The organism is Acidovorax sp. GW821-FHT09B03 (assembly GCF_059418305.1).
The window spans coordinates 182,975-198,423 of record NZ_JBWKPP010000009.1 but is presented as its reverse complement, the minus strand read 5'-3'; the positions used below and the strand labels follow the sequence as shown (position 1 = coordinate 198,423).

At 69.5% G+C, this 15,449-nt stretch carries 12 protein-coding genes; 7 read left to right on the top strand and 5 right to left on the bottom strand.

The features are described 5' to 3' along the window. The first annotated feature begins 54 nt into the window (after positions 1 to 54). Complete coding sequence (locus AC07PA_RS18110) at positions 55 to 5,676, top strand: alpha/beta fold hydrolase (RefSeq protein WP_494607626.1); 5,622 nt, start codon at positions 55 to 57, stop codon at positions 5,674 to 5,676. Here the strand turns inward: AC07PA_RS18110 and AC07PA_RS18105 are convergent. The 5 genes from AC07PA_RS18105 to AC07PA_RS18085 form a co-directional block, all read right to left on the bottom strand. After that, a complete protein-coding gene (locus AC07PA_RS18105) occupies positions 5,639 to 5,965 on the bottom strand; it encodes a hypothetical protein (RefSeq protein WP_007850480.1) in 327 nt (108 codons plus the stop codon). The genes AC07PA_RS18110 and AC07PA_RS18105 overlap by 38 nt on opposite strands. Then, the gene (locus AC07PA_RS18100) at positions 5,965 to 6,360 is read right to left on the bottom strand and encodes a phage holin family protein (RefSeq protein ID WP_145696571.1); all 396 of its coding nucleotides are present in this window, start codon (positions 6,358 to 6,360) and stop codon (positions 5,965 to 5,967) included. The genes AC07PA_RS18105 and AC07PA_RS18100 overlap by 1 nt, the downstream gene beginning before the upstream one ends. A 65-nt stretch (positions 6,361 to 6,425) precedes the next feature. Then, positions 6,426 to 6,731, bottom strand: a complete 306-nt coding sequence (locus tag AC07PA_RS18095; RefSeq protein ID WP_007850485.1) for a DUF883 family protein — start codon at positions 6,729 to 6,731, stop codon at positions 6,426 to 6,428. 160 nt (positions 6,732 to 6,891) lie between these two features. Continuing rightward, the gene (locus tag AC07PA_RS18090) at positions 6,892 to 7,992 is read right to left on the bottom strand and encodes an NAD(P)/FAD-dependent oxidoreductase (RefSeq protein WP_494607623.1); all 1,101 of its coding nucleotides are present in this window, start codon (positions 7,990 to 7,992) and stop codon (positions 6,892 to 6,894) included. Next, complete coding sequence (locus AC07PA_RS18085; protein ID WP_494607621.1) at positions 7,989 to 9,035, bottom strand: histone deacetylase family protein; 1,047 nt, start codon at positions 9,033 to 9,035, stop codon at positions 7,989 to 7,991. The genes AC07PA_RS18090 and AC07PA_RS18085 overlap by 4 nt, the downstream gene beginning before the upstream one ends. Positions 9,036 to 9,367: 332 nt before the next feature. On the opposite strand from AC07PA_RS18085, the gene atzF reads away from it, so the two are divergent. From atzF to AC07PA_RS18055, 6 genes are read left to right on the top strand one after another with little or no spacing between them, the layout of a single operon-like run. Continuing rightward, complete coding sequence (gene atzF, locus AC07PA_RS18080; protein ID WP_494607619.1) at positions 9,368 to 11,104, top strand: allophanate hydrolase; 1,737 nt, start codon at positions 9,368 to 9,370, stop codon at positions 11,102 to 11,104. Positions 11,105 to 11,152: 48 nt separating this feature from the next. Then, positions 11,153 to 12,160, top strand: coding sequence for an ABC transporter substrate-binding protein (locus tag AC07PA_RS18075; RefSeq protein WP_494607617.1), 1,008 nt, complete (start codon positions 11,153 to 11,155; stop codon positions 12,158 to 12,160). Between the two features lie 14 nt (positions 12,161 to 12,174). Next, entirely contained in the window at positions 12,175 to 13,005 is an 831-nt protein-coding gene (locus AC07PA_RS18070) for an ABC transporter permease (RefSeq protein ID WP_007850497.1), read from the top strand. Next, positions 13,002 to 13,823: an ABC transporter ATP-binding protein gene (locus tag AC07PA_RS18065; RefSeq protein WP_007850500.1), complete on the top strand. Its 822-nt coding sequence runs from the start codon at positions 13,002 to 13,004 to the stop codon at positions 13,821 to 13,823. Before AC07PA_RS18070 ends, AC07PA_RS18065 begins: the two co-directional genes overlap by 4 nt. Beyond that, on the top strand, positions 13,820 to 14,026 hold the full coding sequence (locus AC07PA_RS18060) for a DUF4089 domain-containing protein (RefSeq protein WP_494607615.1): 207 nt from the start codon (positions 13,820 to 13,822) through the stop codon (positions 14,024 to 14,026). Before AC07PA_RS18065 ends, AC07PA_RS18060 begins: the two co-directional genes overlap by 4 nt. After that, positions 14,023 to 15,441, top strand: coding sequence for an AtzE family amidohydrolase (locus tag AC07PA_RS18055; protein WP_494607613.1), 1,419 nt, complete (start codon positions 14,023 to 14,025; stop codon positions 15,439 to 15,441). The genes AC07PA_RS18060 and AC07PA_RS18055 overlap by 4 nt, the downstream gene beginning before the upstream one ends. The last annotated feature ends 8 nt before the right edge of the window (positions 15,442 to 15,449 follow it).

Below are 15,449 nucleotides of genomic sequence, written 5' to 3'. Positions count from 1 at the left end.
CTACGGAAAGGCCCCATGGCGACCCATTCTCGCTGGTCAGAACCAATCGAAGCGATGCTGCAGGTCCACCCCGCTCCCAGCTGCGATGTACTCATTGTGGGCTCCGGCTATGGGGGGAGTTTCGCAGCGCGCGAACTGGCCGGCCCAGGCGTGGAAACCTGGGTCGTCGAACGCGGCAAGGAATACGCGCTCGGCGACTTCCCCGAGGATATCGGCCACCTGCCCGGCCACCTGCGGATGCAGCGCAGTGCCAGTGGAAAATCCCTGGGCAACGCACAGGCGCTGCTCCAGGTGCAGAACTTCGACGACGTGGCGGTGCTCACCGGCAGCGGCCTGGGCGGCGGCTCCCTGGTCAACGCCGGCGTGGCCTTCAAGCCGGCGGCCAGCGCCTTTGGCCACGCACGGTGGCCCGGTGTGTACCGGCCCGGCGGCGCACGCCACGGGGCCCTGGTGCAGGCCCTGGACGAAGTCGTCTCGGCGCTGGAGGCGGCCCCCCTGGAACGCGCAGCGGAGCTGCCCAAGTTCCAGGCGCTGTCGCGCCTGGCCGGCGCGCTGCAGGCGGGCGGCGCCCAGCCGGTCGACCTCACCATCTCGAGCACGAAGAGGACCAACGCCCACGGGGTGGAGATGGAGGCCTGCGTGCGCTGCGGCAACTGTTTCACCGGCTGCAACATCGGTGCCAAGGGATCGCTGGCCACGAACCTCATCCCGGCGGCGCACAGCCGTGGCGCGCGCTTTTTCGTCGGCGGCCATGCCCTGCGGGTAGAGCCCCTCGCGGCATCCGCACACAGCGCCAACGGGCGCGGCCTGCGCTGGCGCGTGCATTTCCGGTGTGCCACGGGCGGCCGCAACACGGCGCCCGCCGAGTTCACCATCGACGCGCACACCGTCATCGTCAGCGCAGGCAGCCTGGGCAGTACCGAGCTGCTGCTGCGATCCACCGGGCTGCCGCACTCCGGAACGCTCGGCTCCGCCTTTTCCACCAACGGCGACGTGGTGGCGATGGGCTGGCGCCAGCGCCAGAGCGTCAACGCCGTCTCGGCCCCCGAAGCCGGCAGCACCGCACCGAGCCGTGATGTCGGCCCGACGATCTGCGCCACGCTGCGCGTGCCCCTGGAGGTGGACGGTGTGCCGCAGGAGATCCTGGTCCAGGACGGCGCCATCCCCTCCGCGCTCGCCCAGGCCACGAATACCCTGGGCCACACGCTGGCGACCCTGCACCGCTATGTGGGCGATGCCGATGCACGGTTTCCCGGCACCGACGACCCCCTGGCCCTGCCCCCCGTTGCGGCGCGGCACACGCAGTTGCTACTGGCCATGGGCCAGGACGCGTCGAACGGCAGGATCTCGCTGCGCCCGCCCTCCGGCACCAGTCCCGTGGACCCAGAGGCCCTGGAACTTGACGTGCGCTGGCCGAGCCACGGCAAGACCGCGACCGCAGGGCGTGCCGCGTACTACCAGGCCGTGCACCGCGCACTCCACCAGGCGCATGCGGCCGGCGGTTTCGATGGTGGCGACTACCTGCCCAATCCCCTGTGGCACCCGGCACCCGATGGCTTTTCCGACATCATCGCGGGCGGCCAGCGCGAAAAATCGGTCACCGTGCACCCGCTGGGCGGCTGCCCCATGGGCGACGACGGTGCGCAGGGGGTGGTCGACTGGCGCGGCGCGGTCTTCCAAGGCCCGGGGCGCGAGGTGCATGCGGGCCTGCACGTGCTGGACGGAGCCATCGTTCCACGCGCCCTGGGCGTCAATCCCTTCGTCACGATTTCCGCCCTGTCCATGCTCGCGGCCAGGGACATCGCCAGCGAACTGGCCCTGCCGGACCTGGGCAGCGCAGCGCCCGTGGCGGCGAAGCCCGTTCCCAGGCCGCAGCCACGTGTGGCGCAGGCCACGCGTGCCGGCTCCGATGGGGTGGCGGTGTTTCGCATCCACGAGCACCTGCTGGGCGGTACCGAACAGGGCCACTTTCCCGACTGGGCCCGGCAGCTCCTGTCCCGGCACGACCCCGCGCTGCCGCCCGGGGCCGCGATGCAGCCGCGCGCGTTCATCGCAGCCGTCGAGGTCGCGGTGGACCTGCAGCAATGGCTGGTCAACCCGTCGACCCGCTGGGATGCCTCGATGGCGATCTACGCCAACCCCCTTCCCGGCTGGCCGTCGATCCACTCCGAGGCCTTGAAGGGCGAGCCTTTGCTGCGCGGCCCGGGCCAGGTGTCCCTGCTCGCACTCGACCAGGCCGGCTTCGCGTGCAGGGTCTGGCGTTGGCTGCTGGCGTTCGGCACTTACCTGAAGCGCAGGCCCGGCGGAATCCGCCAGTACTTCACCGCCGACTGGCGCAAGAAGATCATGGCCTTCATCCGCGCGGGCTGGCTGCATACCCACTATCGCACGCTCGACTACCGCTTCACCCTGACCCCGCATGCCAGCACCGCAGGTGAAGCCCTGGAGATCGCCGTCACGGGCCGCAAGCTGCTGGCCTACCGGCATGGCACACGCACGCTGTGGGAAGCGCTCACGATGCTCGACCTCGAACTGCGGCACAAGGACAGCGCGCCCTGGAAGATTGCGCTGCGGGTCGATCTCGCGGATCTCGTGAGCCGGCTGCGGCTGCAGATCCGCGAGGCATCGAGCACGCCGGCCTCCATCGTCGCGCTGGCATCGTTCGCCTCCGTGTGGCTGCGCGCGGTGATGCAGACGCACTTCTGGTCGCTGCGCGGCCTGGACTACGGCAAGTACCAGCGCCCGGCCCTGCCAGCGCATCCGCCCATGAAAACCGCGCAGGGAATCGAAGTCTGGCCAGAGACCGAGGTGCTGAAGGCGGCACGCCGCCATGGCGCGCAGGAACAGATCGATCTCCAGCTGACGGTCTACCGCCCACCCCGCAGCGCGCGCCATGTCCTGTTCATCCATGGGCTGGCCCACGGCAGCGGCGTGTATGCGACGGACACCGTGGACACCAACATGGCCGGCCACTTCCTGCGCGAGGGCTACACCGTCTGGCTGCTGGACAACCGCATGTCCAACCGCCTGGGCTACGCGCGCGATGCGCACACCATGGACGACATTGCGCACAACGACATCCCGGCCGCCATCGACCGCGTCCATGCGCAGGCCGGCAACCAGGCCATCGACGTCTTTGCGCACTGCGTGGGCGCGGGCGCCTTCGCGATGGCGGCGCTGCAGGCGCGCTTTGACACCACCAAGGTGCGCGCGGCCATCATCCATGCCGTGCACCCCTGGGTGGTGCCGTCCGTGTCCAATCGGTTCTCGGGGGCGCTGGCCGCGCTCTACCGCAACCTGCTGACGGGAGACGAGCGCATCGACCCCCTGCCCCCGGCCAACCCCGGCCCTGCCGACGAACTGCTGGACCGCTTCGCCGCGACCCTGGCCTGGTCGGACGAGGAACGCAGCCTGCACGAAGCGCACCGCGAATCGCCGGGCGCAGGCTGCGCCATCTGCAACCGGATGACCGCCTTCTACGGACGCGAATGGGTGCATGGCAACCTGGATCCGCGCACGCACGAGCGGCTCGGCGAACTCGTGGGCGTGGCCGGCGTCGAGGTGTTCCGCCAGCTGTACTTCATCGTGCTGCGCGAGCGGCTCACCAACCGCGAGGGCGAGAACACCTACCTCCTGGAGGACAACTTCCTTCGGAACTGGCACTTTCCCACGCTGTTCGTGCACGGCCTGGACAACCAGGTGTTCGATCCGCGCGGAGCGGCGCGTACCTGGAACCGGCTGCGCCGGGTCTTCGCGCACCGTCCCGGGCGCGTGGTGCGCACCTTCATCCGTGAAGGCTACGGGCACATGGACTTCCTGTTCGGAAAGAATGCCCACCGGGACATCTATCCCCACCTCACCCGCTTTTTCGGGAATCCGGCCGCATTCGAGGACATCTCCGATGGCTGCCACATCGATCCCGACCTGCCGTGCCCGGACGGCCAGTCCAGCGACACCGACCTGGCCGACCGCGACTTCATCGCGCCCATCCGTCCGTTGACCGGCCCCATGCTGCAGGCCGAGTGGCACGGGCAGGGAGCCACGCGCCAGCGCCGGCTCGTGATCTGGGTGGAGCAGTACTTCGACACCACCAGCACGCCGATGCCGCCCGAGGTCCGGATCGGTGGCGAAGTGTGCCATGCCGCCCGCGTGACGGCGTTTCCCGGCGTGCTGGAGGAAAGCACCGCGCCGGCCGCGCCGGCCACCGGCCAGGGCTACTACTGGACCTGTGTGCTCGAGGAAAGCGACAGCCTGCGGTTCGCAGGCCTGCCGCCGATCAGCCTGACGCTGCGCTGCCTTCCCCAGGAATCCGGCACGGCCCGGGCGGTACAACCTGACCGCCAGCCCGGCGCAGCGGCGCCGATCCCTGCTCCGAACGCATCGCAGCCCGTCGTTCTCGATCTGGCGGCACTGCCCTGGTGGCAGCACTGGACCACGGAGGGCCAGGCGCGTACCAGCACCAGCTTCCTCGCCAGTTCCTGCCGCTGGCCCGGCATGGCCTTCGAGCGCCGCGCGATCGACGCGCTGGCCGGCGACATGGAGCAGCATGTCACCCATGCCACCGCGCCGGTGCAGGCCTTGCTGCTGCTGGGAGACCAGATCTACGCCGATGCCACGGCCAACATCGCAGAAACCACGGAACGCGATGAACGCGGTGCCCAGCGCTACCGCGAGAGCTGGGGCAGCACCGCCACGCGGCAGCTGTTTTCACGCCTTCCGGTCTGGCTGGTGGTGGACGACCATGAGTTCGACGACAACCTCGATGGTGCGGACCATGCCGCCGCAGATTCCTTGCGCGGGCAGCGCTTCTTCCACGGCTTCCTGGCGGCCACGGCCTACCAGTCGCGCTTTCACCGCCCGGAGCGACCCAGGCTGTCCAGGCCGTCCATGGGCCCGCAGGGATGGAAGGTGGAGCACGGCCTGTGGCACGCATTCGAGGTGGGTGGTATTCCCGCCTTCGCCGCCGATACGCGCACCGAGCGCACCTCACGCACCCTGCGCAACTGGAGGGACGTGACCATCATGGGCGAAGAACAGATGTGCGCCATCGAAGGCTGGCTGCAGGCGCACCCCAAGGGGCCCAAGCTGCTGTGCAGCGGCAGCGTGTTCGCCATGCCGGAAAACCGCTTCGTCGCCGAGCCGACGACCTGCGTCGCGGCCGACAACTGGCTGGGCTACCCGGCCAGTTGGCGCAGGCTGGTCCGGTTCATTGTCCGGAACGAGATCGAGGGACTCATCTTCGTGGCCGGCGACTACCATCTGAGCGCCCTGGTCGAGATCGAACTCAGCAGCCAGGGCAAATCCGTGACGGCGCTCAATCTGGTGTGTTCGGCGTGGAACGCCAGCCTGCCCTTCGCCAACGCCCAGCAGTCGGATTTCACCTTCGACCAGCCGGTGCGCGCGCCGGGCAGCGATGCGGATGTGGCCATGGTGTCCACCGCACGCTTCGCGTCGGACGCCCTGCGGCAGTTCTCCAAGATCACGGTCAGCCAGGATCCCGCGGACGGTGGCCAGGCAATGGTCGCCATGGACGTCTACGAACCTGGCAACACCCTGGCCAAGGAACTGCGGGCCCCGCTGGCAGTGGGCAGCCGGACCACCGGCGCGCTGCATGTGCAGGCCGTGCGGCCCGCGGCCGTCAGCCCCCGCGCGCCAGGAAGGGCCGAAGCCGGGTGATGAGCGGCATCGCCAGCCCCACCCAGCGGACCAGGCGGCGCGGCCCTGCGACCAGGGCCACACCCGCCAGGGCTGCGACCGCGACCGGGTGCTGCTTGGCAAAGGCCGCAGCCCGCAGCGCAAACGGCTCGTCCGAGGAGGCCTGCTGTGCAGACTGGGCCAGCGCCATCGACTGGGCTCGGGCCACGCGCCGCGCGCGGATGCGCTCGCGCTGCATGGCAATGCGGTCGAGCACGCGCTGCTGCTCGGCCGTGGGTTCGGGAACAAGGGCTTGGTTGTCGGCAGCCATCACAGGCGCTCCTTGATATCGCGCCAGTCCTGGGCGAGTTCCTTGCGGGTCAGGGCAAAGCCGTTGCTGGCCCGCTTGGCCACGGAAACCAGACCCAGCAGCGTGCCGCCCCAGCCCAGCAACCAGGCCCCCGCCACCAGCCAGCCCACGAGCACCCGGTGTTCGGTATCCCAGAAATGCACCAGCACCGCCATGGACAGCATGATGAGTGCCACCACCGTGAGCCCGCCGAGCAGGATGGTCAGCACCAGCAATTGCTGCAGGCGCTGCTTCTGGTCCTGCCATTCCAGGCGGGCCAGGTCCATCCGGTCTTCGGCGGCAATGGCCCCTTCTATGACATTTGCGCGCCAGCGCGCCACCAGCGCATCCAGGCCCAGAAGAGCAAGCCAGTTCATCAGTGTCCTTGGGTTCTACGGGATAAAAGCAAGCGGCGGGGCCAGCGGTTCAATGCACAGCCGCTTCAGCGGCGGGCCAGCAGAAAGCCGACCAGGGCGCCCACGGCCAGCGCAGCACCGGCCACACGCCAGGGTTCGTCATGGGCATAGCGGTCGGCGGCCAGGGCAGCATCCTTGGCCTGGCGGGCGGCGTCCTGGGCAGCACGCACGGCGGCCTCGCGGGCCGAATGCAGGCCATCGTCCAGCTTCTGGCGCAGGATCTTGATGTCGGGCACGGAATCGAGGTCCTTGCTGGCCAGCAGGCCGCGCAGGTCGGACACGAGTTTTTCCAGATCGGCCTGGGTCGTGGAGAGGGATTCGGAAACGCTCATACAGCAAACCTTTCTGATTAGAAATTGAAAAGAACACACCCCATGGGTTGCCTGTGGCTCCCACTCATGCAGCGTTCGTTGTCATCTTAGCGGACACATCGCCAAAAACCATGTAGGACTTGGACGCAATGGCTTACCGTTGGCAGGGAGTTGACACGGATCAGGCAGCCATTGCAGCCACGTGCGCACCGATCGCCAGTGCGCTCGTGAGCCCCGGCGACTCGATGCCGAACAGGTTCACCAGCCCTGGCACGCCATGCTCCGCAGGCCCCTGGACCACGAAGTCGGCCGCCGCCTCGCCCGGTGCACTGATCTTGGGGCGCATGCCGGCATAGCCCGGGTCCAGCGCCCTATCGCGCAGTCCCGGCCAGTACTTGCGCACCTCGGCGTAGAAGGCATCGCCGCGGGCCGGGTCCACCTGCAGGTCGGCAGGGTCGTCCACCCATTGCACGTCGGGGCCGAAGCGGGCCTGGCCACCCAGGTCCAGGGTCAGGTGCACGCCCAGGCCCGCGGCCTCGGGTGCGGGGTAGATGAGGCGGCTGAACGGCGCGCGCCCGGCCAGCGTGAAATAGCTGCCCTTGGCGTAGTAAGGCGTGGGCACGTGGCGGGCGTCCAGGCCCCCGAAGCGGCGCGCCAGGTCGGGCGCGGCCAGGCCCGCCGCATTGACCACCGTGCGCGCCAGCAGTTCGGTGCCATCGGCGGCCTGCAGGTGGATGCCTTGGGCCGTGCAGCGTGCCTGGGCCAGCGGCGAGTTGAGCGCCACCAGGCCGCCCGCATGCTCCAGGTCGCCTTGCAGCGCCAGCATCAGCGCATGGCTGTCGACAATGCCGGTGCTGGGCGAATGCAGGGCCGCCACGCACTGCAGCGCGGGCTCCAGCGCCTGCGCGGCCGCGGCGTCCAGCCACTGCAGGTCGGTGACGCCATTGGCCAGGGCACGTGCCGCGATGCCCTGCAGCGCAGGGATCTGGTCGGGGGACGTAGCCACGATGAGCTTGCCACAGCGCTGGTGCGGCACGCCGCGCTCTGCGCAGTAGGCATACAGCATCTCGCGCCCCTGCACGCACAGCCGGGCCTTGAGGGACCCCGTGGCGTAGTACAGACCGGCGTGGATGACCTCGCTGTTGCGCGAACTGGTGCCGGTGCCGATGGCATCGGCCGCCTCCAGCATCACCACCTCGCGCCCCTGCAGCGCCAGGGCCCGGGCCACGGCCAGACCGACCACGCCGGCGCCCACTACCACGCAGTCGACGGCTTCGCTCATCGCGCCGCTGCGTGGTCGAAGCCGTCGAGCACGTTCACGGCGTTGTGGCCCAGTTCGGCCGCCGCATAGCCGCCTTCGAGCACGAACACCGTGGGCAGGCCCAGCGCTGCCAGGCGTTCGCCCAGGCGCGTGAAGTCCGAGGTCTTGAGGGCAAACTTGGAGATCGGGTCGTCCTCGAAGGCATCGAGCCCGAGCGAGACCACCAGCGTATCTGCCTGGTACTGCGCAATCCGCACGCAGGCCTGCTCCAGTGCGGCGAACCATTCGTCGGCACTGGTGCCCGCGGGCAGCGGCAGGTTGAGGTTGAAGCCTGCCCCGGCGCCTTCGCCGGTTTCGTCGGCATGGCCCAGGTAGAACGGGTATTCGGTGCGCGGATCGCCATGCATGCTGATGAACAGCACATCGGCGCGGTCGTAGAAGATGCTCTGCGTGCCGTTGCCGTGGTGGTAGTCCACGTCGAGCAGCGCCACGCGAGCGGACCCGTGGTTGCGCAGCCATTGCGCGGCCACCGCCGCGTTGTTGATGAAGCAGTAGCCGCCCATGAAATCGGGGCCGGCATGGTGGCCCGGCGGGCGCGTGCAGCAAAAGGCTGCGCGCGCCCCCTGCGCCACACGGGCCGCCGCGCTGGCCGCAGCGTCGGCACCGGCCTTCGCGGCCTCCCAGGTGCCTTCGGCCATGGGCGTGCCGTTGTCCATGGAGTACAGGCCCAGCTTGGCGACGAAGTTGTCCGGCTCCACGTCGCTGCGCAGGCTGCGCACCGGCCAGACCGAGGGAAAGGGCTGCACCGAGGCGTTGGCGGCGTCCAGCGCCAGCCATTGCTGCCAGGCCGTCTGCAGAAAGGCCAGGTAGCGCGGCGCGTGGATCTGGGCCAGCACGGGGCTGCTGTCCACATCGGGCACCAAGAGGCCGTGGCCGCGTTCGCGCAAGGCGTCCTCGACATACTGGGCGCGCACCGGCTTCTCGAAGCAGGGGACGCGCTCGCCGCGGTAGAACTCGTGGACCGGCGCATGCCGGTGGTGCAGGGGGTTGTGGAAGGAGATCATGCGGACACGGGCAGGGAAAGGGTTTCACGCCGGCGTCCTCCATGCGCTCCAGGGACACCAGCAGGGCTCACCACTTTAGCGCGTCCCGCACCACCCGAGACCCAATCCGTGCACCAGACGGCAGCAGGACCCGTCTCGATGGCCCTTCGCTGGCGCCACACCCCGCCAGCCCGGCCAGTGCGCCCATGACCACGGCCAGCAACCCCGCACACAGGAAGACAGGCGCCCTCTTCCCCCTGCCCGGATGTGCAAACCACCGCGCACTTGGCGCTACCCGCCGTCCTGGCACAGCGCTTGCATCTCATCTTGTATCCAAGATTGAATTCTTCAAAATGGTGCAAACAATAAGCCCCCTGGTCGCCGAACTTCCTGCCGCAGCGGAAGGCCTGCCCGTGCTGGCGCCGCAGGCCTGGATCCTGCGCTGCAGGCCGCCCATCGCCGGCACGCCGGGCGGGCCGCTCAGCGGCCTCACTTTTGCGGTCAAGGACAACATCGACGTGGCGGGCCACCCCACGTCGGCCGCATGCCCCGCCTTCGCCTACACCGCCACGGCCCATGCGGCGGTGGTGCAGCGCCTGCTCGATGCGGGCGCCACGCTGGTGGGCAAGACCAACCTGGACCAGTTCGCCTGCGGGCTCAACGGCACGCGCTCGCCGCACGGTGCCGTGCCCAATGCGCTGGACCCGGCCTATGTGTCGGGCGGCTCCAGCTCGGGTTCGGCCTATGTGGTGGCCACGGAGCAGGTCGACTTCGCGCTGGGCACCGACACCGCAGGTTCGGGTCGCGTGCCGGCCGGGCTGAACAACATCGTCGGCATCAAGCCGACCAAGGGCCTGGTCAGCGCACGCGGCGTGGTGCCCGCGGCGCAGAGCGCCGACTGCGTCTCGATCTTCGCGCGCACGGTGGACCTGGCGGCCCGCGTGCTGCAGGTGGCCCAGGGCTACGACGCACAGGACCCCTATGGCCGCCAGCTCACGCTGGCCCGCCAGCCGCTGCCCGCGGGCTTTCGCTTCGGCGTGCCCGACGTGCTGGAGTTCTTCGGCGATGCCGCGGCCGAGGCGGCCTTCGCCGAAGCCGTTGCCCGGCTGAAGGCCCTGGGCGGCACGCCGGTCTCCATCCACTACGCACCGCTGGCCCAGGCCGCCGCCCTGCTCTACGAAAGCGCCCTGGTGGCCGAGCGCTACGCCGCCGTGCGCAGCTTCTTCGATGCGCATGCCGACGAGGTGGTGGAGCCGGTGCGCAGCATCCTGGCCAGCGGGCGCGGCTACAGCGCGGCCGACCTGTGCGATGCCCAGACCCGCCTGCGCGCGCTGGGCCAGCAGGTCGCACCCATGTGGCAAGGGGCCGAGGCCATCGATGTGCTGCTGGTGCCCACGGCGCCCACGCACTACACCATTGCCGCGATGCAGGCCGACCCGGTGGTGCTCAACCGCAACCTCGGGGCCTACACCAACTTCGTCAACCTGCTGGACTATGCCGCCATCTCGGTGCCCAGCAGCCTGCGCGCCGACGGCCTGCCCTTTGGCATCACCCTGATCGGCCCCTGCGGCAGCGACCTGCAACTGGCCGAGCTGGGCCAGCGCTACCACCATGCCACGGGCCTGCCCCAGGCCGCCGGCAGCACGCCCCTGCCCGCGCCCCAGCCCATTGCCGGGCTGCAGGCGCCTGCCACGGTGCGGGTCGCCGTGGTGGGCGCGCACCTGAGCGGCATGCCGCTCAACGGCCAGCTCACCGAGCGCGGCGCCACGCTGGAGCGCGCCACCGAGACCGCACCCGACTACCAGCTCTACGCCCTGCCCGGCACCGTGCCGCCCAAGCCCGGCCTGCTGCGCGTGACGCCCGGCCAGGGCACGCGCATCGCGGTCGAGGTCTGGCGCATGCCCGCCGCGCACTACGGCAGCTTCGTCGCGCTGATCCCGCAGCCACTGGGCATAGGCACCCTGTCCCTGGCCGATGGCAGCAGCGTGCAGGGCTTCATCTGCGAGCCGCTGGCCCTGGCCGGTGCACGCGACATCAGCCACTTCGGCGGCTGGCGGGCGTACATCGCGTCGCTCAAGGCCGACGGCTGACGCCCCCCATTCCCTCTCCACCTTCCAACCCTGCTGCAGGAGCCTTCCATGACATCCCACAGTTCCCCCCTTTCCAACGGCAGCTCGCGCCGCCGCATCCTGCAGGCCTCGGCCGCCACCCTGGGCGCACTGGCCGCGCCCGCACTGGTGCGCGCCCAGGCCGGCCCCAAGATCCGCATCGGTTTCTGGCCCGTGGCGGCCGGCCTGCCTTTCTTCGCGGCGGTGGAAAAAGGCTATTTCAAGGAGGCCGGGCTGGACGTGGAGCCTCTCAAGTTCGCGGGCGCCCAGCAGGTGATGGAGGCCATGCTCTCGGGCCGGTCCGACGGCAGCTCCAACGGCACGGGTTCGGCCAACCTGGCCATCGGCGAGATCGCCCAGCCCGGCCTGTTCAAGATCTTCGCCACCAACCCGAGCAACGCCAAGTTCGTGCTCGACCAGTTCATCACCGGCAAGGACAGTGCCATCAAGACCATGGCCGACCTCAAGGGCAAGAAGGTCGCGTCGGGCCCCGGCATCCAGAACATGACCCTGTGCAAGACCATGCTGGAGCGCGCCGGCGCCAGCGGCGTCACGGTGACCGAGCTGCCCATCGGCCAGCACATCGCCGCCATCGTGGCCGGCCAGGTCGATGCCTGTTACACGCTCGAACCCACGGGCACCATCGGGCGCATGAACGGCACCACGCGGGTGATCGAGTCGGGCGTGGTGGCCAGGTACATCCTGGGCGACGCCATGGCCCCCTGGCACGGTGGCGCAGCCAGCCTGACCAGCGAATTCATCAAGAAGAACCCCGAGGCCGCCAAGAAGTTCATCGCCGCCTATGCCCGTGGCATCGAGCTGGTGCGCAGCAAGCCCGAGGAGGCACGCCAGTTCATGAAGGGCTACACCGCCATCGAGGGCCCGCTCACGGCCGAGGTGCCGCTGGCCTCGTACATGCTCTACAACGAGTTCAAGCCCAGCGACCTGGCGCACTTCCAGAAGTTCTACGACCTGTTCACCGAAAAAGGCATCTTCGAGAAGAAGGTCGTGGTCGACAGCCTGATCTACAAGGCCTGAGGGCAGGACGCGCCATGGCCGACAACACGTCCACCACCGCCGGCGCCTGGTCGCCACCCGCGGGCAAGGCGGCTTCCGCCGCGCCCAGGAAACCCGCCTGGGACAAGTTCCTGCCCTTTGCCGGGCCGCTGGCCCTGTTCATCGTCTGGGACCTGGTGGTGCGCCTGGGCTTCATCAAGCCCATATTGCTGCCCCCGCCAGGAACCACCGTGCTCACCCTGGTCACCGGCCTGGCCGGCGGGCCGCTGCTGCTGGACTTTGCCGTGACCGTTTGGCGCACGGTGCAGGCCTTTTTGATCGCCGCCGTGGTCGGTGTGCCCCTGGGCGTGCTGCTGGGCAGCAACGAGCGTGCTTACCGCAGCGTGGAGTTCCTGATCGACTTCTTCCGCTCCACGCCCTCATCGGCCCTGATCCCGCTGTTCCTGTTGATCTTCGGCGTTTCGGACGTGAACAAGGTCGCCATCGCCGCATTCGGCGCCTTTTTGATCGTGATCTTCAACAGCGCCTACGGTGTCATCAACGCCCGCAAGCAGCGCGTGATGGCGGCGCGCGTCATGGGCGCCTCGCGCTGGCAGATCTTCAAGGACGTGCTGGTCTGGGAAAGCCTGCAGCCTACCTTCGTCGGCCTGCGCTCGGCGGTGTCGATGGCACTGGTCATCGTCATCGTGGCCGAGATGTTCATTGGCTCGGACAACGGCCTGGGCCACCGCATCATCGATGCGCAGCAGGTGCTCAACGTCAAGAGCATGTACGCCGCCATCCTGGCTGCCGGCGCGCTGGGCTATGCCCTGAACATTCTGTTCCTCGTCGCCGAGCGCAAGATCGTGCACTGGAGCGGCCGATGAACGCCGTCGTCAACGGCGCCGTGTACGCCGACGTGCCCCGCCGCGCCTTCACCCCCGGCCCGGCCGGCACGCACATCACCATCCGCGGGCTGACCAAGTACTTCGCGGGCTGGCCGCTGTACGAGGACTTCGACCTCGACATCCCCAAGCACAAGATCGTCTCCGTCTTCGGGCCCAACGGCTGCGGCAAGAGCACGTTGATCAACATGATCGCAGGCCTGGTGCCCATCGACCGCGGCGAGATCCTGTTCGACGGCAAAAGCCTCAAGGACACCAAGATCGGCTACGTCTTCCAGAACTACCGCGAGGCGATGTTCCCGTGGATGCGCACCATCGACAACATTGCCTACCCGCTCCAGCTCGAAGGCAAGAGCAAGGCCGAGGTGGACCGCCGCATGGCCGAGCTGGTGGCCTCGTTCGACGTGAAGTTTGACCTCAACCGCTACCCCTACGAGCTCTCGGGCGGGCAGCAGCAGACGGCGTCCATCATGCGGGCGCTGGCGCCCAACCCCGAGGTGCTGTTCCTCGACGAACCCTTCTCGGCGCTGGACTTCGAGATGACGCTGTTCATCCGCGAGAAGCTGCAGGAGGTGTTCATGCAGACCGGCACCACCATGCTGCTGGTCTCGCACGACCTCGAAGAAGCCGTCTACCTGGCCGACGAGGTGCTGCTCTTGACCAAGCGCCCGACCAAGGTGGCCGAGATCCTGCGCTACGAGGACGCGCGCCCGCGCACCCTGGCCACGCTGAGCGAGCCGAGCTTCGTGGCGATGAAGAAGCTCAGCCTGGAGATCTTCCAGCGCGAGGTGCGCCGATGAACGCCGCCGAGCTCGAACGCTACCTGGACGCGGCCTCGGCAGCCATCGGCCTGCCCATCGCGCCCGAACACCGCACGGCCGTGCTCGGCTACCTGGCGCTGGCCAGCGGCTTTGCCGATACGGTCAACGCCGTGCCTCTGGACGCCACGGACGAACCCGCCATGGCCTTCGTGCCCGTGGCACCGCTGGAGGGCCGCACATGACAGCCCCCTGGTGGCAGCAGGACGCCGCCGGCATGGCCCAGGCCGTGGCAGCGCGCGACGTGACGGCCACGGCGCTGGTGGCGGCCTGCCTGGCGCGCATCGCGCAGACCGACGCCCGCGTGAACGCCTTCACCGAGGTGCTGGGCACCCGCGCCCTGGCACGCGCCGCGCGCATCGACGCCGGCCTGGCCGATGGCACGCAGGCCGCCCTGCCCCTGCTGGGCGTGCCCTTTGCGGTGAAGAACCTGTTCGATGTGGAAGGCATCGCCACCCTGGCGGGCTCGAAGATCGAGCGCAGCTCCGCACCCGCCACGGCCGATGGCCTGCTGGTGCAGCGGCTGGAGGCTGCGGGCGCCATCCTGGTCGGTGCGCTCAACATGGACGAGTACGCCTACGGCTTCACCACCGAGAACAGCCACGAGGGCGCCTGCCACAACCCGCACGACCTGGCACGCATCGCAGGCGGCTCCTCGGGCGGTTCGGGCGCCGCCGTGGCCGCGGGCCAGGTGCCGATCACCCTGGGCTCGGACACCAATGGCTCCATCCGCGTGCCGGCCTCGCTGTGCGGGGTGTTCGGCCTCAAGCCCAGCTTCGGGCGCCTGCCGCGCACGGGCAGCTTTCCCTTCATCTCCAGCCTGGACCACCTGGGCCCCATGGCGCGCAGCGTGCGCGACCTGGCGCTGGCCTACGACGCCCTGCAGGGGCCGGAGGCACCCGGTGCGCACACCGATGCCGGCTGCGCGCAGCGGCCCGTGGAGCCGGTAGCCGCCACCCTGGGCCAGGGCACGGCCGGCCTGCGCATCGGCGTGCTCGGGGGTTACTTTGCCGACAATGCCCTGCCCGAGGCGCGCGCCGCCGTGGCGCGGGTGGCACAGGCGCTGGGCGCCGAGGCCGAGCCGGTGGAACTGCCGCTGGTGGAGGCCGGCCGTGCCGCGGCCTTCCTCATCACCAATGCCGAGGCCGGGGCCCTGCATCTGGATAACCTGCGCACGCGGGCGGCCGACTTCGAACCGCTGTCGCGCGACCGCTTCCTGGCCGGTGCACTGATCCCGGCGGCCTGGGTGGCACGGGCCCAGCGCGTGCGCAGCCGCTACGCCCATGCCGCCGCCCAGGTGCTCTCGCGCTACGACCTGCTGCTGGCCCCTGCCACGCCCTGCGCGGCCACGCCCATCGGCACCGAGTGCTTCGACCTCAACGGGCGCCGCCTGCCGCTGCGCCCCAACATGGGCCTGCTGACCCAGCCGATCTCGTGCATCGGCCTGCCCGTGTGCTCCGTGCCCGTGTGGGGCGCCCACCCGACCTTGCCCATCGGCGTGCAGCTCATCGCCGCGCCCTGGCGCGAAGACCTGGCGCTGCGCGCCGCCGCCGTGCTGGAGGCTGCAGGCATCTGCCAGGCACCGGTCGCATCCCTCTGAAAGCCCGC